The sequence below is a fragment of the Solicola gregarius genome (assembly GCF_025790165.1).
Classification (GTDB): Bacteria; Actinomycetota; Actinomycetes; order Propionibacteriales; family Nocardioidaceae; genus Solicola; species Solicola gregarius.
Map to the genome: position 1 here is coordinate 3220395 of NZ_CP094970.1, position 22636 is coordinate 3243030.

The window sequence follows — 22636 nt, forward strand, 5'->3', positions numbered from 1 at the left end:
GGCGGCAGCCACGGCGAGAGATTACGCCGTCGCGAGGGCGGCAGTCGGTGCCAGCCGTGCCGCACGGGAGGCCGGGAACGCACCCGCGAGTGCGCCGACGAGCACCGGACCGCCGTTCCCACTTCGGCCCGACCGGTCTGGTCAGCGCCTGGCCACGCGGACCATCGCGGCGCCGAGGCCGAGCAGCACGATCCCGCCGACGCCGAGGGCGACCGCCAGCCACGGACCGTCGGTGTCATCGGTGCCGGCCGCCGTCTGCTCGATGTCGTCGGACGACCCGGTGGGGTCGTCCGTTGTGCTGTCGTCCGACTCGGACTCGCCGATCTGGGGCTCTCCGCCGTCGTACTCCGGCACGTTCGACGTCTTGCCCTCGACGTCGACACCGAGCGTGAACGGGATCTCGTAGCTGGCCTTGGAGTCCTCGTCTCGGGCGACGCTCACGGAGATGTAGTACTTGCCGGCGATCGACGCTGCCGACTGTGCGTCGACGAACGACTGCCGGTTGTTGTAGCCGATGGGGTACGAGTGGCCGTAGAGGTCGGTGGTGCTCGAGGACGAGAGGATGGACTGCTGGGCACTGTGGAAGGCCGAGCTCGCGGTAGCACGAGACGGCGAGTAGATCCACAACGTGGGCGCCGGGCCGTACGAGCCGATCGCATCCGCCAATGCCTTGTCCGGCTTCGGGAAGTCGACCGCCGCGTTGACCCGCTGACCCCAGTCCGCGTCGATCTCGAACAGCTGCGCCTCACCGGGCACGAGAGTGCCGGAGTAAGCGCCCGGTTCGACCTCGACGGCATTGCCGAAAGTGTTGCCGCCGACGATGTCGGTGGGGTTGCTCATCGACGGCTTCTTCTCCGCGCGTTCCTCGAGGCGGCCCGGGAGGGCCTTGGCGTTCGTCGCCGGCGCCTCCTCGATCGCGCGGATCTCGACCGGAACGTCGGAGTTCTTCGCGAACCCACCGTTGGGCGCCCCGCGCTGCACCATGATCGTGAGCTCGCCGGCGTTGACGCACTCGTCCTCGAACTCGTTGAACCCCGGCGCAGCCACGGCGGCGACGACGAACGGTCGGTACGTCGCCGGCCCTTGGCCCTGTGCGAACCCGCATTCGGTCTGACCGGCGTACACCCGCAGGTGGAGGGCGTCCTCGCCGGTGGGGTTGGCGATCGTTGCCGAGACGTGGATCGTCGACTTCGGCACGGTGCGCTTGAACCGGTACCAGCGCTGACCGGTGTCGCTCTTCGGACCTCCGAGCGTGTCGAGCCAGTCGCCCGCGGTGATTTCGGCCGCCTGGTCTCGGCCCGGTCCACCGGTGACCGGCGTGCCGATCGCCTCGTACGGCTTCGCCGCGCGCTCGGAGACCGTCGAGAGCGCATCGGTGAGACCGTCGGCGTCGTCGGCGTCGTAGTAGGTGCCGTTGCCCTTGGCGGCGATACAGGAGAGCGCCTTCCGCGCCTTGCCGGACACGTCCAGGCCGACGACGTCGATGCGCATGTCGATGCCGTCCTCGGCGAGCTCGGCCGCGACCTTGCACGGGTTCGGTTTGCAGGTGGGCTCGCCGTCCGAGACGAGGACGATCGTCCGCTTGCCCTCGGAGCCGAGGTCCTTCGCGGCCTGCTCGAGCGCGTACCCGATCGGAGTCTCGCCGAACGGGCGGTACGAGGCGACGGCGTCGTGGAGCTCGTCGCGGTTGTCCGTGCCGATGTCGACGACGCGCTGGGAGTCGGTGCAGGCACCGGCCTGGTTGCGGAACTCCACCTCGGCCCCGTACACGCGGAGTCCGACCGGCGCGTCGCTCGGCAGGTCGTCGACGACGGTGTTCAGCGAGTCCTTGGCGGCGTCGATCTTGGTCGTACCGCCGCTGGCCGGCTCGGCCATCGATCCGGAGGAGTCGAGGACGAGCATCATCTCGCCGCGGTCGCTCTCGGGTGCCGTCGCCGTCGCGGCCGGCGCCGATGCGGCCCACAGGCAGGGCACCATTGCGACCAGAACGGCCGCCATCATGATCACTACCCGACGTACGTGGCGTGAGACGCCCATCCCGACTCCAATGTTTGCGATTGCAAAGACGCGCACCATCGTGTCCGCGGCGACCCCCATTGTCAAGTCGCCCGCGAACCCGTGCGCAGTGACTCCGCTGCGCGTGGATTAGCATTGGCGAGCCTTGCCTAACTAACCCGAGGTGACCCATGTCCATGATGAAGCGATTCCGTCCGGTCGCGGCGGTTGCCGCTCTCGCCGGCCTGTTGGTGCTGAGCGCCTGCGGGAGCTCCGACGACGGTGACTCCGACTCCGCGCCGCCCGACGGCTCGGCGGCGTACCCGGTCACCATCGAGCACGCGCTCGGCACGACCACGATCGACAGCGAGCCGACCCGGGTGGTCACGTGGGGCTTCGGCAGCACCGACGCGGCGCTTGCCCTCGGGGTCGTCCCCGTCGCGATTCCGCAGCAGACGTACGGCGGCGACGACGACGGCGTACTGCCGTGGATCAAGGAGAAGCTCGCCGACATGGACGCCGAGACGCCGACGATGCTGACGAACCAGCAGGGTTCCGACGAGATCCCGCTCGAGGAGATCGCCGCCGCGAACCCGGACGTGATCCTCGCGAACTACTCCGGCCTCACCCAGGCCGACTACGACACGCTGAGCGACCTCGCGCCCACCGTTGCGTACCCGGACCAGCCGTGGGCGACACCATGGCGCGACGTCGTACGCACGGTGGGCACGGCGCTCGGTAAGAAGCCCGAAGCCGAGAAGCTGATCACCGACACCGAGCGGGTCGTCGCAGACAAGGCGGCCGAGCATCCCGAGCTGAAGGGCAAGACGGTCGCTGCGGTATGGGACACAGGCGATGCGTTCTACGTCTACAAGCCCGCCGACCCGCGCGTGGAGTTCCTGACCGACCTCGGTCTGAAGAGCGCGCCGAGCGTCGACGAGCTGAGTACCGACGAGTCGACGTTCTACTACACGATGAGCTACGAGGAGCTCGACAAGCTGACCAGCGACATCCTGCTTTCGTACGCCGACTCCGACGACGCCGCGCAGACGTTCCTCGACGCGCCGTACGCGCAAGGAATGGAGCAGGTGAAGAGCGGGCACGTTGCCTCGATGACCGGCCCCGAACCAGTCGCGGCCGTGTCGCCGCCGACCGTGCTGTCGCTCACCTGGGGCATCGACGACTACCTCACGGAGCTGTCGAAGGCCGCCGCCGGCAATTGAGCCGACCCGGCGCGGTCGGGCGTCGCGCCGCGGCGCACTAGGGTGTGATCCCATGACCGCTGCGAACGCGGAGTCGAACCGCCGCGCCCAAGCCGAGATGTACGGGGAGCCTCTCGGCGACCTCATCGGCCGGTGCGCGACCGTACTCGGGCTCACCCAGGCCAAGGTCGCGAAGCTGCTGGGCATCTCGGCGCCGATGCTGTCGCAGTTGATCAACGCGCACCGGATCAAGATCGGCAATCCGGCCGCCGTGCATCGGCTGCAGGCGATGTACGCGGTCGCTCAGCGGGTCGTCGACGGTGAGGTCGCCGTCGACGACGCCGTTCGCGAGCTCGAGGCCGACCACGGCGCCGAGGGTGTCGTCACCCAGACGACGACCGTGACCGACGCCGCGGTCGCGGTGCGCGCCGTGTTCCGTACGGCCGGCTCCGCCGACGACTTCGTCGCGGCAGCCGACCTCCTGCGCGCCTCCCATCCGGCCATCGCCTCGCTGCTCGAGACGTACGGCGGGGCCCGGCATGGGTGAGGTGTTCGCCGGTCGGTACGAGTTCGTCGAGCCGATCGCCCACGGTGGCATGGGCACCGTGTGGATCGTCTGGGATATCCGCGACCGTGTCCATCGCGCCGCGAAGCTGCTGCGGCAGGCCGATGCCGGATCGCTGATCCGGTTCGTACGCGAGCAGTCGGTACGCATCGACCACGACCATCTCGTGACCCCGCGCGGCTGGTCCGCGGAGGACGACCGGGTGCTGTTCACGATGGACCTCGTACGCGGTGGCTCCGTGCACGACCTGCTCGGCGACTACGGCGCGCTCCCTGCGGCGTGGTCTGCGACGTTGTTCGACCAGCTGTTGCTGGCGCTCGAGGCGGTGCACGGTGCGGGGCTCGTCCATCGCGACGTCAAACCGGCGAACCTGCTGCTCGAGCCCACCGGCGCCGGACGCCCGCATCTGCGGCTCGGTGACTTCGGCGTCGCCGTCGCGTTGAACGAGCCGCGGCTCACCCAGGCGGCGACCGTGCTGGGTACGCCGGGCTATCGGGCACCCGAGCAGATGGCGGGCGCCGACCCGCATCCGACGCAAGACATCTGGGCGGCGGGCATCGTGCTGGCCGAGATGCTGACGGGGCGTCGCCCGCCGCTCGATGCCGCGGCGTTGCCGCCCACCCCGCCGCCGGGCGTCGACCGGACGCTGTGGCAGCTGGCGTGTGTGATGGCCGAGCCGGATCCCGAGCGTCGGCCGCCATCGGCGGCAGAAGTACGTGGCGTACTCGCGACGACGGGCCTCGTTGCCGCGCCCGACGGCGCTCCGGACAGTGCCGATGCGGAGATCGAGGTGCTCGAACAGGTCGAGGTCCCCGGCGCGGTCGCATCGCCCGACGTACGCTCGACGCCGACGGCCGAGCCGAGCGCGGCGGCGGGCGCGCCCGAGGACATGCCGGGATGGGCGGCGGGCCGGAGCACCCCGGAGCCCGCGAAATCGGAGAGCCCGCCACCGAAGGCGCGGCCGGAACCGAGCGAACCCGGCGCCGCACCGCGCTCCGATCCCGTGCGCCGGCCGCGATCGCGGGCGGCGGTACTCGGCTGGATCGCGATCGTGATCGGCATTGCCCTGGTCGCGGCGGCCGGGTGGTTGCTGATCCGGTGATCCGAGCGCGCCGCTGCGGAGTCGGTGTGGGATCGATGGACTAGGTATCCACCGATCCCACACCGACGCCGCCGAGCGGGCCTCAGCGCAGACGGGGCCGTCGCGCCAGCGCGACCGCGGTGACGCCGCCGGCGATGACCACCAGGCCGACGCCGCCGAGCAGCAGGGCGAGCATCGGAACCTCGCCGCTGGAGTCGGAGCTCGACGCGAGGTCGGTGTCGTCGCCACTGACACCCGCGCCCGCGACGTCGTCGTCACCGGCGACGGCCTCCTCGAACGATGTGTACGTGGTGTCGGCGGCCGGTGTGTTGAGGCCGTCGGACACCTCGTACTCCGGGGCGCCGTTGCCTGCCTCACCGAAGCGCTTGACCGTCAGCTCGTAGGGGATCAGGACGCCGTCCTTCATCAGGCTGAGATTGACCTCGACATACCGGTATCCGGGGAGGTCGGAGCCTGAGATGTCGGAGTCCGAGGAGTCGCGGTTCAGATACCGGACGTCTGGCGTCATCGCGCCCGTACGCCACGCGTTGTCGTCCTCGAGCCACATGTTGCCGAGCGGCGTGGTCGTCCAGTCCGACGGCTCGTCGAGCGACGTGGTGACCGAGGCCTTCGAGCGCATGGCCGTGTAGATCTCGGGCGCGAAGCCGCTGAACGCTCCGGAGTTCTCCAGCGCCGCCTTCGGCAGCTTCGCGTCGATCTGCACCTGGAGCCGCTGACCCCAGTCGACCGGGATCGCGAACACCTGGGTCTCATCCGTCTGGATGTCGAGGTCGTACGTCCCGTCCTCGAGCACCGGGGCGTTCGCGAGGCTGGTACCGGGTACGACGTCGTCCGACGCCTTGCCCGGCTCGAGCTTCGACCAGCGGGGCTGCTCGGCCGGCGGCGGGAGCTCGTCGTTCGCGTCGCCGCCGGCGAGCGGCGGCTCCTCGTACGCGATGATCTCGAACGGGCTGTGCGGGGGAGTCCAGAGTCGACCCCTCGATCTCGAGCGTGTAGAAGTCGGCGTTCTTGCACTCGGACATGTCCTGCTCGCCTGCGGTCGAGACGCTGCCGGCGAGCAGCGGCCGATCCGCGCCGATGCTGTTGGCGAACGACGTTCCGTGGCCGCACGTCACGTCGGAGTTCTCGGCCTTCAGCATCATGATGACGCCGTTGCCGAGGCTGCCGGAGGCCGTACGCGCGGTCGTTCCGACGTGCAGGATGGAGCGCGGGTCGCGTCGCTCGAAGCGGTAGAACTTCGAGTCTCCTTCGCGCGGCAGCTTGTCGAGGTACTGCCGACCGGTCTCGATCGTCGGTGCGTCGCCCGGCCGATCGGATCCGTCCACCGGCTCACCGGTGAGGTCGAACGGGCGGAACGCGCGGGTCGAGACGGTGTCGATGCTGCGGGTCAGCGACTCGGCGTCGTCCGCGTCGTAGTACGACCCGTTGCCGGCCTTCGCGATGCAGGCCAGCTTCTTGCGGGTCTTGGCGTCGACCGAGAGACCGACCACGTCGATGCGCAGGTCGATGCCGTCCTTGCTGAGCTGGCGAGCGACCTTGCACGGATTGGGTTTGCAGGTCGGTTCGCCGTCGGAGACGAGCACGATGGTGCGCTTGCCCTCCGAGCCGAGATCCTTCGCGGCCTCCTGCAGCGCGTACCCGATGGGCGTCTCGCCGAGCGGCTTGTAGTCGTCGACGGCGGTGTGCAGTTCGTCGCGGTTGCCGGTGCCGGGGGAGACGACCTCCTGCGAGTCCGTGCAGGCCTTGGGGCCGTCGCTGACCTCCGCTCCGTATACCCGCAGGCCGACCTGGGCGGAATCGGGTAGGTCGTCGACGACCGTGTCGAGAGACTCCTTGGCCACCTCAATCTTGGTGCCGCCCTTCGCGGGCTCCTTCATCGAGCCGGAGGAGTCGAGCACGAGCTGCATGCGGTAGTCGCCCGCGTCATCGGGCGCGTCGTCGGCAGTATCGTCGGCATGGGCCGGCGTGACGGTCACGGCCAGGCCGATCAGGCCCGCGGCGAACGCGGCGACGCCGCGTCGTAGCTGAAGCATTGGTTTTACCCTCCATCGCGTTTGCGATTGCAAATCTAGGAGTGGGACGCCAGCGCTGTCAAATCCGTTCTTTGTCGTTCGCGAACTCCGGTGGTGGCTCGGCGTAGTTAATGACTGTTAACATCGCGGCATGTCGAATGCCTTCAGCCTCAGCCGCGAGCACGAGGAGTTCCGTCAGGTCGTCGCTGCGTTCGCGAACGCCGAGGTCGCCCCGCACATCGCCGCCTGGGACCGCGAACACCACTTCCCGGTCGACGTCGTGCAAAAGATGGGCGAGCTCGGGCTGTTCGGGCTGACTGCCCCGGAGGAGTACGGCGGTGCGGGCGGCGACTTCACCAGCCTCTGCGTCGCGATCGAGGAGCTCGGGCGGGTCGACCAGTCGATCGGCATCACCCTCGAGGCCGGCGTCGGACTCGGCATCAACCCGATCCTCACGTTCGGCTCCGACACGCAGAAGAAGCGCTGGCTGCCCGACCTCGTCGCCGGGCGTACGCTCGCCGGCTTCGGCCTCACCGAGCCGGGCTCCGGGTCCGATGCCGGCGCGACCAAGACGAAGGCCGAGTTGGTCGACGGACACTGGATCGTCAACGGGGCAAAGCAGTTCATCACCAACTCCGGGTCGCCGGTCACGTCTGTGGTGACGGTGACGGCGCGTACGGGCGAGCGGCCGGACGGTCGCCCGGAGATCTCCACGATCCTGCTCCCGTCCGACACGCCCGGATTCACCGCGGAGCCCGCGTACGACAAGCTGGGCTGGCACTGCTCGGACACCCACCCGCTCACGTTCGACGACGCTCGCGTACCCGAAGACCACCTGCTCGGCGAGCGCGGCCGCGGATTCGCGCAGTTCCTCGCCACCCTCGACGACGGCCGGGTCGCGATCGCCGCCCTCGCCGTCGGCTGCATCCAGGCCTGCCTCGACATGTGTGTCGATTATGCGGGGGAGCGTACGACGTTCGGTGTGCCGATCGGCTCGAAGCAGGGAGTCGCGTTCCAGGTCTCCGACCTCGCCGTGATGGCCGACGCGGCCCGCGGTCTCACGTACAAGGCGGCCGCGATGAAGGACGCCGGTGCCCCGATGAAGGAGTTCAAGCAGGCCGCCGCGATCGCCAAGCTGTACGCGACGGAGTCGGCCGTCACCGCGACCCGGATCGGCACCCAGGTGTTCGGCGGGTACGGCTTCATGGAGGAGTACCCGATCGCGCGCTTCTACCGTGACGCAAAGATCCTGGAGATCGGCGAAGGGACGTCCGAGGTCCAGCGGATGTTGATCGCACGCAACCTCGGGCTGCCGGTCGAGTAGATGTCCTCCAGATTTGGTCCCGAACGGCCCGTTTTGCGCGGCGAAACGGGCCGTTCGGGACCAAATCGCGAGGATCAGACGGCTGCCCGCGCGGGTACGCGGCGGAATGCGACCGTGAGCACGATCGCCACGACGATGCCGATCAGCGGCGGGATACCGACGTCGAGCTCACCCGACAGCCACGCAAGGAACCCCGCAACCGCGTACGCCGCGATGTTCGGCCAATGCACGGCGGGCGGGTTGCCCGTCATGCCGCCGCGCCAACGGCACCAGAAGTCGGCGATGATCACGCCGCCGAGTGGCGGGATGAACGTGCCGAGCACGCCGAGGTAGTCGACCAGGTGGTTCTGTACGCCGGTCAACGCGAGCAGCGTGCCGATGATCGAGCCGCCGATGATGAACGGCGTCTTGCGCGGCTTCTCGAACATCTCCGCGCCCGCGACGCCGAACGCGTACGCCGTGTCGGCGTTGCTCTTCCAGAGGTTGCCGAACAGCAGCACGAGTCCCCAGCCGACCAGCCCGAGCTCGTACAGCACGAGCACGAAGTCGCCCTCGCCGAACGTGATCGCGCCGATCGCGCCGAAGAAGATCATCAGCCCGTTGCCGACCAGGAAGCCGATCACGCAAGCCCAGACCGCCTGCATACCGGTACGTCCGAACCTGGTCCAGTTGGGCGCCTGGGTACCCGCCGAGACGAATGTGCCGACGACGGTCGTGATCGCCACGGCGAACGACATCGACGTACTCGGCTCGACCGAGGTCAAGCCGTCGAACCCACCGACCTCGTCGAGCGAACGGGCGAGCACCCACACCGCGAGCGCGAGGATCAGCGGCGTCGAGACCAGCGAGACCCAGTACATGCCGCGGTATCCGTAGCAAGCCGTCACGCACATCAAGACGCTCGTCGCGATCATCACCGACGCCTTCGCGCCGTACGAGTCCCAGTCGGCCGCCTGAGCCGTGAGGTCGCCGATGGTGCCGACGATCACGCCGTACCAGCCGATCTGGGTGCCCCCGAGCAGGAGCGACGCGAGCTTGGAGCCGCGGTTGCCGAAGCTGAACCGGGCCATCACGACCGTCGTCAGTCCGGTACGCGCACCGACGTACCCCATCGCGGCGACGTACGCCCCGAGGATCGCCGAGCCGGCCAGGATGACGAGCATCAGCTTCCAGAACGAGAACGCCGTGCCCAGCTCGGCGCCCGCGAGCATGGTCGGAGTGAAGATCGTGAAGCCGAGCAGGACGACGGCGAGCGAGAAGAACGACTTGCGCGCGCCCGGCGGCACCGACGTCACCGGGTAGTCCGGGTCGATGGGCTCCGCCGTCTCGTCCTCGCCGACCGCGTGGCGGCTCATGACGTCTCCCCGATGTCCTCGAGCCACAGCTGCGGACGCTCATCGAGCATCCGCTTCATCAGGTCGATGCAGGCCGGGTCGTCCACCACGTCCACGACGACTCCGCGGCTGCGCAGCCAGACCTCCGACGCCTCGAACGCGCGGTTCTCTCCGACCACGATTCGCGGGATGTCGTACAACACGGCGGTTCCGGCGCACATGAAGCAGGGCGACAGGGTGGTGTACAGCGTGGACTCGCGGTACGTACTCGCCGGCAACCGCCCGGCCCGTTCGATGCAGTCGGTCTCGCCGTGGCGGATCGCGCTGTCCATCTGCACGCGCCGATTGCGACCGACCGCGAGCACCTCGCCGTTGCGTACGAGGGCCGCGCCGATCGGCACACCGCCCTCCCCCCAACCGATCTGCGCCTGCTCGATCGCGAGATCGAGGAACCGTCGGTCGGCGTCGTCCATGGCTGTCTCCTCGTGGTCGTCCGGCCACTGTGGCCGGGGTCACTCGATCCGACCAGAGCCCGGCACGGCCGACAAGGGACAACCTGTCAGGTCACCGGCGTCGGCTCTATGACGAACTGTCCCCGCGCGAGACGATGGGCGCATGCTGCCGACACTGCGTGAGGTCCTCGCGATGCCCGCGTTCCGCGAGGCCGACGTGGAAGTGCTCACCGGCGACCCCGATGCCGTCTCGGTGCGGTGGGTGCATTCGTCCGAGGTGTACGAGATGGGCGGGCTGCTGTCGGGCGGCGAGGTGCTGCTGACCACCGGGCTCGGCCTCCATGGGCGCTCCGCCGCGCAGCTCACCGCGTACGTCGACCAGCTCGCCGATGCCGGCTGTGTGGCGCTTGCACTCGAGATCGGGCGGTCGTTCTTCGAGGTGCCGGTCGAGTTCGTCGACGCCGCGCGCCGACGCGGGCTGGTGCTCGTCGCGCTGGGCGCGATCGTCCCGTTCGAGCGGATGGTCGAGGACTTCCACGACCTCCTGATCCGCCGCAAGGTCGGCTCACCACGCGCCGGCGAGCCGGTCTGGCAGGAGCTGCTCGGGCTGGTGGTCGCTGGTCAGGGCATGACATCCCTGCTCAACGCGGTCTCGCGGCTCGCCGGGTGTGAGGTCGAGTTCGTCGACACCGACGGCCAGGTGGTCGAGCGCAGCCGCATCGTGACCGGTCAGGGGCGGGGAGAACGGACGGTTGCGGAGGTACGCGGGCCGACCGGTCCACTCGGTCGCCTGGTGCTTGCCGCGCGACCAACGCAACGGCGCACGGCGGTCGCCGAGCGCGCCGCTGTCGCGGTGGCCCTCGAACTCGGCCGCCACCCCGACCACGGCGCCAGGCCGTCGCTCGCGCACGCGGTGATCACCGATCTGGCGAACGGCCTGCTCACCTCCGAGGGCGACCTGGTCGAGCGGCTCTCGGCGGCGGGCTGGGTCGCGACCGACGAACACGTGCTCGTCGCCGCGGTCGACGTCGACGGACGAACGCCGGTACGAGATGCGGTGCCGGTCGTACAGGAGGCGGTGCAGTCGGTTCTCGGCAACTGCCTGGTCGGTTCGGCGGGCCATCACGTGATCGTGCTCGCGCACGGGTGGCGGCACGCGCTGCCCGCGCGAGTGCGCGCGTCGTTCGCCGAGGCGTACGACGCGATGCGCGTGGCGGAGACCGGCCAAGCCCTTCGTACGCTGGGAGTCGCCGCGCCCGTTGCCGAGTTCGCCGACGTCGCGGGAGCCGTCGCGCAGGCGCGCGACGTCGTACAGGTCGCGCGGCGCTTCGGCACCCGCAGTGGTGTTCTGTTGGCGCGCGACGTCGGGACCCAGCGGCTCCTCGGGTCGGTCGACTCGGCTGCGTTGTCGTCGTTCATCACCGAGCAGCTGGGGCCGTTGATCGCGTTCGACGCACAGCACTCGGCCGACCTCGTACGCACGCTCGATGCGCACCTAGCCAATGGCGGCAGCAAGACGCGTACCGCGCTCGCGCTCGGCATCCGGCGGCAGTCGCTGTACGCGCGCCTGGAACGGATCGCGAAGCTACTCGGTGCCGACCTCGACGACCCTGCGCAGACGACGAGCCTCGGTCTCGCCCTGACGGCCTGGCGGATGCGTACAGGGCTCGACCCGCAGGCCGCCTTCGACCGACCCCACTGATCGCCGAGCCGTCACTCCCGCAGCGCCGAGTTGTCACTCCCGCACGCCGATAGCGACGGGTCAGCGGTCGGAGCGCCAGTCGGACTCGAGCAGGCCCAGCTGCACCTCGTCGTGGAACGCGCCGTCGTGGAAGACGACCTCGCGGCGGCGGCCCTCCTCGCGGAACCCCGCCTTCGCGTACGCCGCGAGGGCGCGGGCGTTGAAGGCGTACGTCTGCAGGCCGATGCGGTGCAGGCCCATCTCGGCGAACCCGTACCGCACCATCAGCCGCACCGCCTCGGTGCCGTAGCCGTGACCCACGTGCTCGGGCCCGAGCACGATCGCGAGCGTGCCGGCCCGGTTCTTCGCATCCGCGCCGAAGATCGTGACGTGCCCGAGCAGGGTGCCCTCGTCGCGGCGTACGACGCTGAACCCCGTCGATGAGTAGTCGTCGTTGGAGCTCCAGCGCCGGAAGGTGTCGTCCATCGACTCGGCCGGTCGCGGACGACGTCCTGCTGCAGCACTGCGAGCGCTGGGTCCGCCCACCACGTCTCGAGGTGTGCCAGGTCGTCGGGTCGCAGCGCGCGCAGCCGTACGCGGTTGCCTTCGAGCAGCCCGCGGGCGTACGCGGTCGCGTCATCGACGGATGTCCAGTCAGCCATGGGCCCATGGTGCCGCGTCGTGGCCCGCTACTTCGGCTGCTCCCACCGGACACCGTCGAAGCGCCCGAAATCGTTGTCGTACGTCACCACCGTGGCGCCGTGTTCCCGGGCAATCGCAGCAATGTGCGCGTCGTTCACCAGATTGCCACCGGTGCCCGTGGATTCCAGCAGCGGACGCAGAGCCGCGAGGTGATTCGGTGCGGGCTCGAGCGCGACTGCCGGTGGGCGAGCGAGCCAGCCGTCGACAATGTCGATGGCCGTTGCTGGCGAGAGGGGGTTCGTCTGAATGGATGGGTGGGTGCTGAGCCGGACGAATGCGATCAGCACGATCCAGCAGAACCCGATCGTCTCGGTCTCTTTGAGCGTGCGCGACAGCCAGCGATTAGCTTGCTCGTGTCTGGCCGACGTCTCGTCGACGGCATACAGCAAGACGTTGGCGTCGACGACCTTCACTTGCCGAGCCGCATCTTGCGGATGATCTCCGCGTCCTCGAGCTCGCCTGCGAGCTGGGTTGCCTTGGTCAGATCGACGCGGGCCCCAAGCGGGTGTGTTGGAACCTCGTAGTCGTCGCCACCGGTCTCGCCCGCGAGTCCTCGGCGCAGGGCGTCGTTGACCGCGGCCTTGAAAGACATCTTGCGTTCGCGCATTGCCCGCGTGACCAGAGCCTCGACATCGGGATCGAGGGTTATCGTCGTGCGCATGCCTGCATCATAGCATCACTTCTTGCGATGCTATGATGCATGCCACAGCTGCCGCCACTCGATGCCGAACTCCGCAAGCATGTGCCGCAGGGTCGGGAGCGAGATGCCGACAACATTGTGCGGATCGCCCTCGACACCCTCGATGAACGGCCCGCCGAGACCGTCGATGGTGAACGATCCGGCGACGTTGAGGGGTTCTCCGGTCGCGACGTACGCGTCGATCAGGGCGTCGTCGAAGTCGCCGAAGTACACCGTCGTCGCCGCATCGCGTACGACCTCACGGTCGTTGTGGATCACGCAGTGCCCGGTGTGCAAGACGCCGGAGCCCCCACGCATCCGCCGCAGCCGGGCGCGTGCGTCGTCGGCGTCGCGCGGCTTGCCATGCACCTCCCCGTCGAGATCGAGCACGGAGTCGCAGCCGATGACGACGGCATCCGTGCCGACCCGATCGGCGACCACTCGGGCCTTGTACGCCGCGAGTGCCGACGCAAGGCGTACTGGATCGGTTTCGGTCACGGTCGACTCGTCGAAGCCCGAGACGACCACCTCTGGCTCGACACCTGCCGAGCGTAGCGTTGCAAGCCGGGCGGGCGACTGGGACGCGAGTACGAGGCGGATCGACATGCCGCACAGTGTGCCGTGTCGCGAACGGTCAGCCGTCGGCGCGCTCGAACGGCACGCCGTTCTCGAGCAGCTTCAGTGCTCGGTCGACCCGTGCGACCATCTCCGATGTCAGCATCGGCGGAGGCTCGGTGAGATCGGAGCCATCTCGCCCGTACGCACCCGCCAGCATCGCCCCGAGGACACAGCCCGTGAACACCTGAACGCGCTCGTCGCCTCGTTCGCAACCGACGCGCTCCGCGACGGCGTCCGCCAGGACCGACATCGTGTCGACCATCCGTTCCACGATGCGCGCCCGCAGCTCGGGTACGCCGAAGATCAACCGGTGACGCATCGCCTCCAGCTCGGACTCCTCCGCGGGCAGCTGCTGGAGGACTTCGCGGATGGCGACTCGCACGGCCTGCAGCGGGGTCAGCTCCGCGGGCTGGTCGAGGAACGACGCCATCAGGATCGGGTCTATCCGGTCGTAGATGACCGGCTCCTCCTTGGTCGGGAAGTAACGGAAGTAGGTGCTCGGTGACACCTCTGCGGCCTCGGCGATCTGCTCCACGGTCGTCGCGTCGTACCCCTGCTCGGTGAACAACCGCAGCGCCTCGCGCTGGATCGCGTCGCGCGTACGCGCCTTCTTCCGCTCGCGGAGTCCGACGGGACGCTCGGGATGCGGTGAGGTCATGCGTCAATTGTCGCCTCTTCGCGCTGTTCGATGTCGTCGGCCTGCTTCGGGAGGAGCGAAACGGCAAGCACGGCGCCGACGACTCCGACTCCGGCGCACACCCACAGCATCGCCGACATCCCGTCGACGAACGCGTGGTGGATAGAGTCGAGCAGGGCATCCGAGCCGGTCGCGTCGGCGACTCGTACGCCCGCCTCCGCGCTGTCCTTGGTCGCCGTCGCCGCATCGACCGGAAGTCCGCCGACGTCGACGTTCGACCGGTACGTCGCGTTGAGCACGGCGCCCAGCATCGCGACGCCGAAGGTGCCGGCGACCTGCCGCATCGCCTGCGTGACGGCCGACCCGACGCCGCTCTTGCGCTGGTCGAGCGCGCCGAGCGCGATGTCCATCGACGGCGCCATCGTTGCGCCGAATCCCACCCCGAGGATGGCGAGCCAGGTGAGCGTGAACGTCACTCCCGTACCGACCTCGGTCGTCGAGCCGATCAGCAGGGCGATGGTGGTGAGCACAAAGCCAGAGCCGACGACCACCTTCGCGCCGAATGCGGGACGGAGCCGGTCGGCGACCTGCACGCCGACGAGCAGTCCACCGATCATCGGCAGCAGCCGAAGCCCCGTCTGCATGGCGTCCGTGCCGTTGACCGCCGAGAAGTACTGCGGGAGTACGAACATCGCGCCCATCATGGTGAAGGTTGCCAGCGTTGCGAGCGTCGAGCCCCACAAGAACCCTGGTGACCTGAACAGTGCGAGGTCGACCAGCGGGTGCGCCGTTGTGCGCTGCCACCAGGCAAATGCAATGAGGAGCGCAAGTCCCGCCGTCACGGGGACGAGTGCGCCCGTAGACGTCCAGCCGTCGTCGCCGGCTTCGACGAGACCGTACGTGAGCGCGACGAGCCCCGCGCTGGACAACGCGATCCCCGGGATGTCGAGGCGCGTGCCCCGCTCGCCCTGGATCGACGGCAGCCACAGCGCGAGTGCGACCAGCCCGACGACGACGAGCGGAACGTTGATCAGGAAGACTGAACCCCACCAGAAGTTGTCGAGCAGCCAGCCGCCGACGACCGGGCCGAGCGGGATTCCGAGCGACATCGCCGTGGCCCAGATGGCGATCGCGCGACCGCGCTCGGCGCCCTGGAACATCCGGGTCAGCATGGAGGCGGACAGCGGAACCATCAGCGCAGCGCCGACCCCGAGCAAGGCACGGGCCGCAATCAGCTGGGCGGCCGAGTCTGCGTACGCGCAGGCGATCGACGCGACGCCGAAGAGGGCGAGACCCGTGAGCAGCCAGCGCCGCGGGCCGAGCTTGTCGCCGAGCAGCCCGGCGGGGAGCAACGCGGCCGCGAGGACGAGGGTGTACGCGTTCGAGAACCACTGAAGCTGGCTCGTCGACGCGTCGAGCTCGACCGCCAGCGTGGGCATCGCGACGTTCATGACCGTCAGGTCGAGGCCGAAGGTGAGCAGCGCGATCGCGAGCGCGCCGAGTGCCCACCACCGTCGCGGGTACGATTCCTGCATGTCACTGCCTTTCAAGAGTTGATCTGAAATGAGAGTAACTGTCAGAATATCGAGACGCAAGCAGGTACGTCCGTGAGACCGGGGGGACGCACGGGCGTACCTGTGGGGCCGTTTCGGGCCAGGAAAGCGTCGAGGTACGTCGTCCTGCCGATAGGCCGTACGCCTATCGGCAGGACGACGTACCTCGACGGGTCGGCCCAGCCGGGTCGGCCCAGCCGGATCGGCCCAGCCGGGTCAGGTGAGGTGCGGTTGGTGGGGCCAGCCGATCAGCGGGGGAAGGCGGAGCGGCGCCAGCCATCCGGACCGGGGCTCAGCACCGGACGTACGGCATACGCCGGATCGCCCCACCTCGACCGGGCCTTCGGCTCCCTCTCGGGCTCGCCCCCGGCGTTCGTACGCGCGGCGACGACCGCGATCACGGCGGCCAGCTCCTCCTCGGACGGCTCGCCCTGGACCACGCGCAGCACGGGCCGCTCCGCTCCCTCGCTCACAGCGGAATGTTCCCGTGCTTCTTCGGCGGCAGCGTCTCGCGCTTCGTGCGCAACAGCCGCAGCGCACGGACGATCTCGACCCGCGTCTCGTGCGGCGAGATCACCGCGTCGACGTAGCCGCGCTCGGCCGCGATGTACGGGTTCGCCAGCGTGTCCTCGTACTCCTCGATCAGCTCCGCCCGACGGGCATCCGGATCGGATGCCCCCGCCAGCTCGTTGCGGTACAGGATGTTCACCGCCCCCTGCGCACCCATCACGGCGATCTGCGCGGTCGGCCAGGCGAGGTTCATGTCGGCCCCGAGGTGCTTCGACCCCATGACGTCGTACGCGCCGCCGTACGCCTTGCGGGTGATGACCGTGACCAGCGGAACCGTCGCCTCGGCGTACGCGTAGATCAGCTTCGCGCCGCGCCGGATGATGCCGTTCCACTCCTGGTCCGTGCCGGGCAGGAAGCCGGGAACGTCCACGAACGTCAGGACAGGGATGTTGAACGCGTCGCAGGTGCGTACGAACCGCGCGGCCTTCTCGGACGCGTCGATGTCGAGCGTGCCGGCGAACTGCATCGGTTGGTTCGCCACCACGCCGACGCTGCGGCCCTCGACCCGGCCGAAGCCGATCACCAGGTTCGGCGCGAACAGCGGCTGCACCTCGAGGAAGTCACCGTCGTCGAGAACCGTCTCGATCGCGGTGTGCATGTCGTACGGCTGGTTGGGCGAGTCCGGAACGAGCGTGTCGAGCGAGCGGTCGACGTCGGAGAACTCCAGCTCGGAGGCGTCGTCGTACGCGGGTGCTTCCTCCAGATTGTTCTGTGGGAGGAAGCTCAGCAGCGCCTTGACGTACTCGATGGCGTCTTCCTCGTCGGAGCCCATGTAGTGCGCGTTGCCGCTCTTGGTGTTGTGCGTACGCGCGCCCCCGAGCTCCTCCATCGTGACGTCCTCACCGGTGACCGTCTTGATCACGTCGGGACCGGTGATGAACATGTTCGAGGTCTGGTCGACCATCACCGTGAAGTCGGTGACGGCCGGCGAGTAGACGTGGCCGCCCGCGCAGGCGCCCATGATCAACGAGATCTGCGGTATGACGCCCGATGCGTGCACGTTGCGCCGAAAGATCTCGCCGTACAGGCCGAGCGAGACGACACCTTCCTGGATCCGCGCGCCGGCGCCTTCGTTGATGCCGACGATGGGGCAGCCGGTCTTCATGGCGAGGTCCATGACCTTGGTGATCTTCTCCCCGTACACCTCGCCGAGGCTGCCGCCGAAGACCGTGAAGTCCTGCGCGAAGACGCAGATCTGGCGGCCGTCGACAGTGCCGTAGCCGGTGACGACCCCGTCGCCGTACGGGCGCCGGGACTCCAGGCCGAATGCCGTGCTGCGATGCCGGGCGAGCTCGTCGATCTCGACGAACGAGCCCTCGTCGAGCAGCATCTCGACGCGTTCGCGGGCCGTGAGCTTGCCGCGGGAGTGCTGCTTCTCGATCGCCCGTTGCGATCCGGCATGCACCGCCTCGTCGAGCCGACGGTCGAGGTCGGAGAGCTTTCCGGCGGTGGTGTGGACGTCCACCGAGTCCGGTGGCGCCTCGAACTGATCGGCCGGCGACTGGTGCGCACTGGGTTCGGTCACGAGCCTCAGAGTAACGGCGATCGGCGTTTACGGATGTGGGAGGCTCATCACATGAGCAGGTACGACGACCTGGAGCGACCGCCTCTGAACCAGGCGGTGCTGGCGTCCGCACTCGTCGGACCGGGTACGTGGTGGCGATCCGTGACCGTACTCCAGGACACCACCAGCACCAACGCGGATCTCGCCGACCGCGCTCGCGACGACGCACCCGAGGGCAGTGCCCTGGTCGCCGACCACCAGCGCGGCGGGCGGGGCAGGCTCGACCGCGGCTGGGAGTTCCCGCCGCGATCGGGGCTGGCGCTGTCGATGCTGGTACGTCCCGACGCGGTGCCCGCGGCCCGTTGGCCGTGGCTGCCGCTGCTCACCGGCATCGCGGTGCACGAGGCGGTGACCGATGCGACCGATGTCGAGACGTCGCTCAAGTGGCCCAACGACGTTCTCGTCGGTGAGCGCAAGCTCGCGGGGATCCTGGTCGAGCGGGTCGAGACGCCGACGGGGCCGGCCGCGGTCGTCGGCGTCGGCCTGAACGTCTCGCTCGCCGAGGACGAGCTTCCCGTGCCGACCGCGACGTCACTGGCGATCGAAGGCGCGCGTACGACCGACCGGTCGGTGCTCGTGCGGTCGCTGATGCGCACGTTCGAGCCGCTCTACCGAGCATGGGCCGCGGCCGAGGGCGACCCGACGGCGGGCATGCTCGACTCGTACGTACGTCGGTGCTCGACGGTGGGCCGGTCGGTCGACGTGCACCTTCCCGACGGGTCGACGCTGTCCGGCGTGGCCGAGGCGGTCGACTCCGACGGCCGGCTGGTCGTCGGAGTCGGCGGCACGCGTCGAGCCCTCAGCGCGGGCGACGTCGTCCACGTACGCCCGCAGCCCTGACGCCCCGTGGGCATGACGTTCCGGCGCGACACGCCCGGCGTGTCGCGCCCGAACGTCATGCCCACGGGGCGCAGAGGCAGGTGCTCAGCCGAGGTAGCCCTCGACCTGGTCCGCGGGCCGCGCGCTCGCCGCATCCGGGTCGCTGCCGGCATCGCGGAGGGCGCGACGCTGGCGGAGCAGGTCCCAGCAGCGGTCGAGCTCGGTCTCGACGGCTCGGAGCCGGTCGAGCTCGTCGTCGCGGTCGATATCACCGCGCTGGCGTCGCTCGCGCAGCTGGTGTTCCTCGGCGATCAGGTCGTCGATGTGGGAGATGACGTCCTTGTCCTGTGCCATCGTGGGCTCCTCGCTGTGCGCGGACGGTCGGTCCGTTGTTCAGCGTACGCGCGATCGGAACGCGGGCGTACGCGCCAGAACGTGACAAGATCAGGGCAACAGATGCGTACCGGGTCGTGGAGGCAAGGAACAGATGGCGCTGTCGAAGAAGCTGCTGGTCGAGGGCGAGCGCGAGGTGCTCACGCTGCGCACGCATGTCAAGACGATGATCCTGTCGGTCGTCCTGCTGATCGTGCTCTGTGCGGCCGGGGGCTTTCTGGTCGCGATCGTTCCCGACGGCGATCAGCAGCAGTGGGTGCGCATCGCGGTGATCGTGATCGTGCTCGTACTGATCGTGTGGTGGGGTGTGATACCGCTGGTCAAGTGGGCGACGTCGACGTACAGCATCACCAACCGCCGGCTCGTCTACCAGCACGGGTTCATCGCGCGGAAGGGGCGTGACGTTCCGCTGACCCGCGTCAACCACGTCACGTTCGACAAGGGCGTCATCGACCGCATCTTCCGCTGCGGCACACTGACCGTGTACGACGCGAGCGAACAGCCCGGGATGGTGCTCAAGGACGTGCCGCACGTCGAAGACGTGCACCGGACACTCAACGAGCTCGTCTTCGACGCGCACGAGGGTCCGCACGACGAGGACAACCGCCCGGGGGGAGCAGATGACCGGACCGAGCGCTGATCGGCCGGACGCGTCGTCGGAGACAGCGCCCCCGAACGTCGGCCTCGAGGCGTCGATCCTCGGCGGCGAGCCGCACCTGACCAGCATCGACGTCGCAGCCCGCGCGGGCGTCGACGTCGAGGACGCGCGGCGGCTCTGGCGCGCGCTCGGCTTCCCGTACGTCGAGGACACCAACCCGATGTTCGTCGACGCCGACCTGACCGCCGTTCGGCTGGTCAAGGGCGCGGTCGACAGCGGACTCGTCGGCGTCGACACCGTCGTACGTCTCACCCGTGCGCTCGGCAGCACGATGTCGCGCCTCGCCGACTGGCAGGTGTCGACCCTGCTCGACGAGCTCGGTGAGCCGGACGAGTCCGGCGAGCAGCCGTACGCCGCGGAGCTGTCCGAGACGAACGTACGTGCGGCGGTCGACATCGCCGACCAGGTCGGCCCGGCGTTCGAGCAGCTGCTCGTGTATGCGTGGCGGCGGCACCTGGCCGCCGCCGTCGTACGCGCGGAGGCCCCGACATCGGACGCCGATGACGAGACGAAGGCGATGGCCACAATCGGGTTCGCCGACCTGGTCAGCTTCACCCAGTTGTCCAACGGCCTTGACGACAAGAGCCTCGCGGGCCTCGTCGAACGGTTCGAGAGCGACTGCACCGACATCGTCACCGCGGGTGGCGGCCGCGCCGTGAAGACGCTCGGCGACGCCGTGTTGTTCATGGTCGACGAGACGTCGGTCGCGGTCGAGATCGCCCTGAAGCTGGTCGAGGAGATCGGCCGCAGCAAGGACATGCCCGACCTGCGGGTCGGCCTCGCGACGGGATCGGTGATCACCCGTCTCGGCGATGTGTTCGGCCCACCGGTCAACCTCGCGGCGAGGCTCACGACCGTGGCACGGCGCAACCGCGTCATCGTCGACCACGCGACGGCAGGGACGCTCGGCGACGACTACGAGACCCGGGTACTGCCCGCGCGGCCGATGCACGGCTTCGGCAACGTCGAGCCCGTTACGGTGCGCCGGCGATGGACGTACCGCGGCGGCTGAGGCTCACGCGGCAACGCGCTCCTCGGCGAACACGTGGGTGCGGTACGCCCAGAAGCGGAACACCGTGCCGAGCACCAGCCCGAACCCGTTCGCGGCGATGTTGTCGGCGAGCGGCGACGTGAAGCCGAAGAGATAGTGCGACACGCCTAGGCAGGCGACGGAGATGCCCATGCCGATCACGTTGAAGATCACGAAGAGCACGACCTCGCGATGCTGCTTGTCCTGGGAGCGGCCCCGCCAGGTCCAGTGTCGGTTGCCGACGTACGTCACCAGCATCGCGACCGTGACCGAGATGATCTTGGCCGTCAGGGGCTTGTGCTCGAGGAGGCCGGGCTCACCGGCGTACCGGAGCAGGTTGAAGATGCCGACGTCGGTGATGTAGCCGGCCAGGCCGACGAGACCGAAAACGACGATCTCCGAGCGCAGCCCGGTCGGCTTCGGCGGGGCGAGGGTGGAGGTCCCGGACACGGGATCGACACTACCGGACGGGGCCCAAGGGCCTGTGCAGGTGCTCGCTCGCGACCGTCGGGGTGTACGACCGGACTGCGGCGCGCGTTCGCACCCGCCGCGCACTAGGGTGGCGGCGATGAGCGAACCCACCAATCCCACCGACGCTCCGACCCTCGCCGTGATCGGCGGCGGGCAGCTGGCGCGGATGATGCAGCAGGCGGCGGTCGGCCTCGGAGTGCCGATCCGGCTGCTGGCCGAGGGGCCCGGCGTCAGCGCCGCGCAGGTGGTCCGCGATCCGCTTGTCGGCGACTACCGCGACCTTGCGACGCTGCGCGAGGTGGCGGCCGACTGCGCGGTGGTGACGTTCGACCACGAGCACGTGCCTCCCGAGCATCTGCGCGCGCTCGACGCCGAGGGACACGCGTGCCGGCCCGGGCCGCACGCCTTGCTGTACGCACAGGACAAGTACGAGATGCGCGCTCGGCTCACCGAGCTCGGTGCTCCGTGTCCGCGCTGGGCGCTCGTCGACGACGTCGCCGACGTCGAGAAGTTCGCGGCGGTGGGCGACGGCCTCCCGGTCGTGCTGAAGACGACCCGCGGCGGTTACGACGGCAAGGGCGTCTGGTTCGTACGTACACCCGAGGATGCGGCAGAGGCGTTCGCGTCGGGCGCACGAATCCTGGCCGAGGAACGCGTCGACTTCGTCCGCGAGCTGTCCGCACTGGTTGCCCGCTCGCCGTCGGGACAGGTGGCCGCGTACCCGATCGTGGAGTCCCGGCAGCGCGACGGCATCTGCCACGAGGTGATCGCGCCGGCACCGGCGATCGACCACAACCTCGCCGTCGAGGCGCAGCAGCTGGCGATCCGGATCGCCAGCGAGCTCGATGTCGTCGGCATCCTCGCGGTCGAGATGTTCGAGACCAGCGCGGGCGTACTCGTCAACGAGCTCGCGATGCGCCCGCACAACACCGGGCACTGGAGCATCGACGGCGCGATCACGAGCCAGTTCGAGAACCACCTGCGCGCGGTGCTCGACCTGCCGTTGGGTGATCCGGCGCCACGGTCGCGGTGGTCGGTGATGGTCAACATCCTGGGCGGCACGGTCGGCCGGCTGTACGACGGCTACCCGCATGTGATGGCGCGCGACTCGCGCATCCGCGTGCACCTGTACGGCAAGTCGGTACGACCCGGCCGCAAGGTCGGCCACGTCACGGCGTACGGCGACGACCTCGAGGACGTACTGACGCGCGCCAGACACGCGGCCGGCTGGTTTGCCGGCGAGATCGAGGAGGACGCATGACTGTTCGAGAGGCC

24 protein-coding genes are annotated in these 22636 nt (G+C 69.2%); 9 read left to right on the top strand and 15 right to left on the bottom strand.

Annotation, left to right across the window (positions count from 1 at the left end; genetic code table 11):
• Positions 1-141 precede the first annotated feature (141 nt).
• Positions 142-2037: a vWA domain-containing protein gene (locus L0C25_RS15785; protein ID WP_271632636.1), complete on the bottom strand. Its 1896-nt coding sequence runs from the start codon at positions 2035-2037 to the stop codon at positions 142-144.
• Between the two features lie 149 nt (positions 2038-2186).
• On the opposite strand from L0C25_RS15785, the gene L0C25_RS15790 reads away from it, so the two are divergent.
• From L0C25_RS15790 to L0C25_RS15800, 3 genes are read left to right on the top strand one after another with little or no spacing between them, the layout of a single operon-like run.
• On the top strand, positions 2187-3218 hold the full coding sequence (locus L0C25_RS15790) for an iron-siderophore ABC transporter substrate-binding protein (protein WP_271632637.1): 1032 nt from the start codon (positions 2187-2189) through the stop codon (positions 3216-3218).
• A gap of 52 nt (positions 3219-3270) precedes the next feature.
• The gene (locus L0C25_RS15795; RefSeq protein WP_271632638.1) at positions 3271-3744 is read left to right on the top strand and encodes a helix-turn-helix domain-containing protein; all 474 of its coding nucleotides are present in this window, start codon (positions 3271-3273) and stop codon (positions 3742-3744) included.
• Positions 3737-4864 (top strand): serine/threonine-protein kinase, encoded by a 1128-nt coding sequence (locus tag L0C25_RS15800; protein WP_271632639.1) that lies wholly within the window; start codon positions 3737-3739, stop codon positions 4862-4864. Before L0C25_RS15795 ends, L0C25_RS15800 begins: the two co-directional genes overlap by 8 nt.
• An 82-nt stretch (positions 4865-4946) precedes the next feature.
• Here L0C25_RS15800 and L0C25_RS15805 read toward each other — a convergent pair whose 3' ends face one another.
• Positions 4947-5657, bottom strand: coding sequence for a hypothetical protein (locus L0C25_RS15805; RefSeq protein WP_271632640.1), 711 nt, complete (start codon positions 5655-5657; stop codon positions 4947-4949).
• Positions 5614-6897 carry a vWA domain-containing protein gene (locus L0C25_RS15810; RefSeq protein WP_271632641.1) on the bottom strand — a complete coding sequence of 428 codons (1284 nt, stop codon included), beginning with the start codon at positions 6895-6897 and terminating at the stop codon, positions 5614-5616. The genes L0C25_RS15805 and L0C25_RS15810 overlap by 44 nt, the downstream gene beginning before the upstream one ends.
• 130 nt (positions 6898-7027) lie before the next feature.
• Here L0C25_RS15810 and L0C25_RS15815 point away from each other — a divergent pair, with 130 nt between their 5' ends.
• A complete protein-coding gene (locus tag L0C25_RS15815; protein ID WP_271632642.1) occupies positions 7028-8200 on the top strand; it encodes an acyl-CoA dehydrogenase family protein in 1173 nt (390 codons plus the stop codon).
• 74 nt (positions 8201-8274) lie between these two features.
• Here the strand turns inward: L0C25_RS15815 and codB are convergent, their stop codons facing one another.
• Entirely contained in the window at positions 8275-9555 is a 1281-nt protein-coding gene (codB, locus tag L0C25_RS15820) for a cytosine permease (RefSeq protein ID WP_271632643.1), read from the bottom strand.
• Positions 9552-10007 (bottom strand): nucleoside deaminase, encoded by a 456-nt coding sequence (locus tag L0C25_RS15825; protein ID WP_271632644.1) that lies wholly within the window; start codon positions 10005-10007, stop codon positions 9552-9554. The genes codB and L0C25_RS15825 overlap by 4 nt, the downstream gene beginning before the upstream one ends.
• A gap of 142 nt (positions 10008-10149) precedes the next feature.
• On the opposite strand from L0C25_RS15825, the gene L0C25_RS15830 reads away from it, so the two are divergent.
• Positions 10150-11688: a PucR family transcriptional regulator gene (locus L0C25_RS15830; RefSeq protein ID WP_271632645.1), complete on the top strand. Its 1539-nt coding sequence runs from the start codon at positions 10150-10152 to the stop codon at positions 11686-11688.
• A 60-nt stretch (positions 11689-11748) separates the two neighbouring features.
• Here the strand turns inward: L0C25_RS15830 and L0C25_RS15835 are convergent, their stop codons facing one another.
• The 8 genes from L0C25_RS15835 to L0C25_RS15870 form a co-directional block, all read right to left on the bottom strand.
• The gene (locus L0C25_RS15835) at positions 11749-12216 is read right to left on the bottom strand and encodes a GNAT family N-acetyltransferase (protein ID WP_333908544.1); all 468 of its coding nucleotides are present in this window, start codon (positions 12214-12216) and stop codon (positions 11749-11751) included.
• Between the two features lie 140 nt (positions 12217-12356).
• Positions 12357-12782 carry a type II toxin-antitoxin system VapC family toxin gene (locus tag L0C25_RS15840; protein ID WP_271632647.1) on the bottom strand — a complete coding sequence of 142 codons (426 nt, stop codon included), beginning with the start codon at positions 12780-12782 and terminating at the stop codon, positions 12357-12359.
• Positions 12779-13030, bottom strand: coding sequence for a ribbon-helix-helix domain-containing protein (locus L0C25_RS15845; protein WP_271632648.1), 252 nt, complete (start codon positions 13028-13030; stop codon positions 12779-12781). The genes L0C25_RS15840 and L0C25_RS15845 overlap by 4 nt, the downstream gene beginning before the upstream one ends.
• Positions 13031-13060: 30 nt before the next feature.
• Positions 13061-13654 (bottom strand): Maf family protein, encoded by a 594-nt coding sequence (locus L0C25_RS15850; protein ID WP_271632649.1) that lies wholly within the window; start codon positions 13652-13654, stop codon positions 13061-13063.
• A 28-nt stretch (positions 13655-13682) separates the two neighbouring features.
• Entirely contained in the window at positions 13683-14324 is a 642-nt protein-coding gene (locus L0C25_RS15855; RefSeq protein WP_271632650.1) for a TetR/AcrR family transcriptional regulator, read from the bottom strand.
• Positions 14321-15838 carry a DHA2 family efflux MFS transporter permease subunit gene (locus L0C25_RS15860; RefSeq protein WP_271632651.1) on the bottom strand — a complete coding sequence of 506 codons (1518 nt, stop codon included), beginning with the start codon at positions 15836-15838 and terminating at the stop codon, positions 14321-14323. The genes L0C25_RS15855 and L0C25_RS15860 overlap by 4 nt, the downstream gene beginning before the upstream one ends.
• Positions 15839-16104: 266 nt before the next feature.
• Entirely contained in the window at positions 16105-16329 is a 225-nt protein-coding gene (locus L0C25_RS15865; RefSeq protein ID WP_271632652.1) for an acyl-CoA carboxylase subunit epsilon, read from the bottom strand.
• The gene (locus L0C25_RS15870; RefSeq protein ID WP_271636839.1) at positions 16326-17891 is read right to left on the bottom strand and encodes an acyl-CoA carboxylase subunit beta; all 1566 of its coding nucleotides are present in this window, start codon (positions 17889-17891) and stop codon (positions 16326-16328) included. Before L0C25_RS15870 ends, L0C25_RS15865 begins: the two co-directional genes overlap by 4 nt.
• Before the next feature lie 111 nt (positions 17892-18002).
• On the opposite strand from L0C25_RS15870, the gene L0C25_RS15875 reads away from it, so the two are divergent.
• Entirely contained in the window at positions 18003-18830 is an 828-nt protein-coding gene (locus L0C25_RS15875) for a biotin--[acetyl-CoA-carboxylase] ligase (protein ID WP_271632653.1), read from the top strand.
• 84 nt (positions 18831-18914) lie between these two features.
• On the opposite strand, the gene L0C25_RS15880 is transcribed toward L0C25_RS15875, so the two are convergent.
• Entirely contained in the window at positions 18915-19163 is a 249-nt protein-coding gene (locus L0C25_RS15880; RefSeq protein ID WP_271632654.1) for a DUF2630 family protein, read from the bottom strand.
• Between the two features lie 133 nt (positions 19164-19296).
• Here L0C25_RS15880 and L0C25_RS15885 point away from each other — a divergent pair, with 133 nt between their 5' ends.
• Together L0C25_RS15885 and L0C25_RS15890 are read left to right on the top strand one after the other, a co-directional pair.
• A complete protein-coding gene (locus L0C25_RS15885) occupies positions 19297-19842 on the top strand; it encodes a PH domain-containing protein (protein WP_271632655.1) in 546 nt (181 codons plus the stop codon).
• Positions 19823-20872 (top strand): adenylate/guanylate cyclase domain-containing protein, encoded by a 1050-nt coding sequence (locus tag L0C25_RS15890; RefSeq protein WP_271632656.1) that lies wholly within the window; start codon positions 19823-19825, stop codon positions 20870-20872. The genes L0C25_RS15885 and L0C25_RS15890 overlap by 20 nt, the downstream gene beginning before the upstream one ends.
• 3 nt (positions 20873-20875) lie before the next feature.
• On the opposite strand, the gene L0C25_RS15895 is transcribed toward L0C25_RS15890, so the two are convergent.
• Positions 20876-21340, bottom strand: a complete 465-nt coding sequence (locus L0C25_RS15895; protein ID WP_271632657.1) for a GtrA family protein — start codon at positions 21338-21340, stop codon at positions 20876-20878.
• 118 nt (positions 21341-21458) lie between these two features.
• On the opposite strand from L0C25_RS15895, the gene L0C25_RS15900 reads away from it, so the two are divergent.
• On the top strand, positions 21459-22622 hold the full coding sequence (locus L0C25_RS15900; RefSeq protein ID WP_271632658.1) for a 5-(carboxyamino)imidazole ribonucleotide synthase: 1164 nt from the start codon (positions 21459-21461) through the stop codon (positions 22620-22622).
• Positions 22623-22636 lie beyond the last annotated feature (14 nt).

Bases quoted from the DNA above. Each gene is read 5' to 3' on its own strand.
- L0C25_RS15875 (WP_271632653.1), top strand. From the start codon at position 18,003: ATGAGCAGGTACGACGACCTGGAGCGACCGCCTCTGAACCAGGCGGTG.
- L0C25_RS15795 (WP_271632638.1), top strand. From the start codon at position 3,271: ATGACCGCTGCGAACGCGGAGTCGAACCGCCGCGCCCAAGCCGAGATG.
- L0C25_RS15860 (WP_271632651.1), bottom strand. From the start codon at position 15,838: ATGCAGGAATCGTACCCGCGACGGTGGTGGGCACTCGGCGCGCTCGCG.
- L0C25_RS15810 (WP_271632641.1), bottom strand. From the start codon at position 6,897: ATGCTTCAGCTACGACGCGGCGTCGCCGCGTTCGCCGCGGGCCTGATC.
- L0C25_RS15790 (WP_271632637.1), top strand. From the start codon at position 2,187: ATGTCCATGATGAAGCGATTCCGTCCGGTCGCGGCGGTTGCCGCTCTC.
- L0C25_RS15825 (WP_271632644.1), bottom strand. From the start codon at position 10,007: ATGGACGACGCCGACCGACGGTTCCTCGATCTCGCGATCGAGCAGGCG.
- L0C25_RS15785 (WP_271632636.1), bottom strand. From the start codon at position 2,037: ATGGGCGTCTCACGCCACGTACGTCGGGTAGTGATCATGATGGCGGCC.
- L0C25_RS15900 (WP_271632658.1), top strand. From the start codon at position 21,459: ATGAGCGAACCCACCAATCCCACCGACGCTCCGACCCTCGCCGTGATC.
- L0C25_RS15830 (WP_271632645.1), top strand. From the start codon at position 10,150: ATGCTGCCGACACTGCGTGAGGTCCTCGCGATGCCCGCGTTCCGCGAG.
- codB (WP_271632643.1), bottom strand. From the start codon at position 9,555: ATGAGCCGCCACGCGGTCGGCGAGGACGAGACGGCGGAGCCCATCGAC.
- L0C25_RS15890 (WP_271632656.1), top strand. From the start codon at position 19,823: ATGACCGGACCGAGCGCTGATCGGCCGGACGCGTCGTCGGAGACAGCG.
- L0C25_RS15815 (WP_271632642.1), top strand. From the start codon at position 7,028: ATGTCGAATGCCTTCAGCCTCAGCCGCGAGCACGAGGAGTTCCGTCAG.
- L0C25_RS15855 (WP_271632650.1), bottom strand. From the start codon at position 14,324: ATGACCTCACCGCATCCCGAGCGTCCCGTCGGACTCCGCGAGCGGAAG.
- L0C25_RS15845 (WP_271632648.1), bottom strand. From the start codon at position 13,030: ATGCGCACGACGATAACCCTCGATCCCGATGTCGAGGCTCTGGTCACG.
- L0C25_RS15880 (WP_271632654.1), bottom strand. From the start codon at position 19,163: ATGGCACAGGACAAGGACGTCATCTCCCACATCGACGACCTGATCGCC.
- L0C25_RS15885 (WP_271632655.1), top strand. From the start codon at position 19,297: ATGGCGCTGTCGAAGAAGCTGCTGGTCGAGGGCGAGCGCGAGGTGCTC.
- L0C25_RS15800 (WP_271632639.1), top strand. From the start codon at position 3,737: ATGGGTGAGGTGTTCGCCGGTCGGTACGAGTTCGTCGAGCCGATCGCC.
- L0C25_RS15850 (WP_271632649.1), bottom strand. From the start codon at position 13,654: ATGTCGATCCGCCTCGTACTCGCGTCCCAGTCGCCCGCCCGGCTTGCA.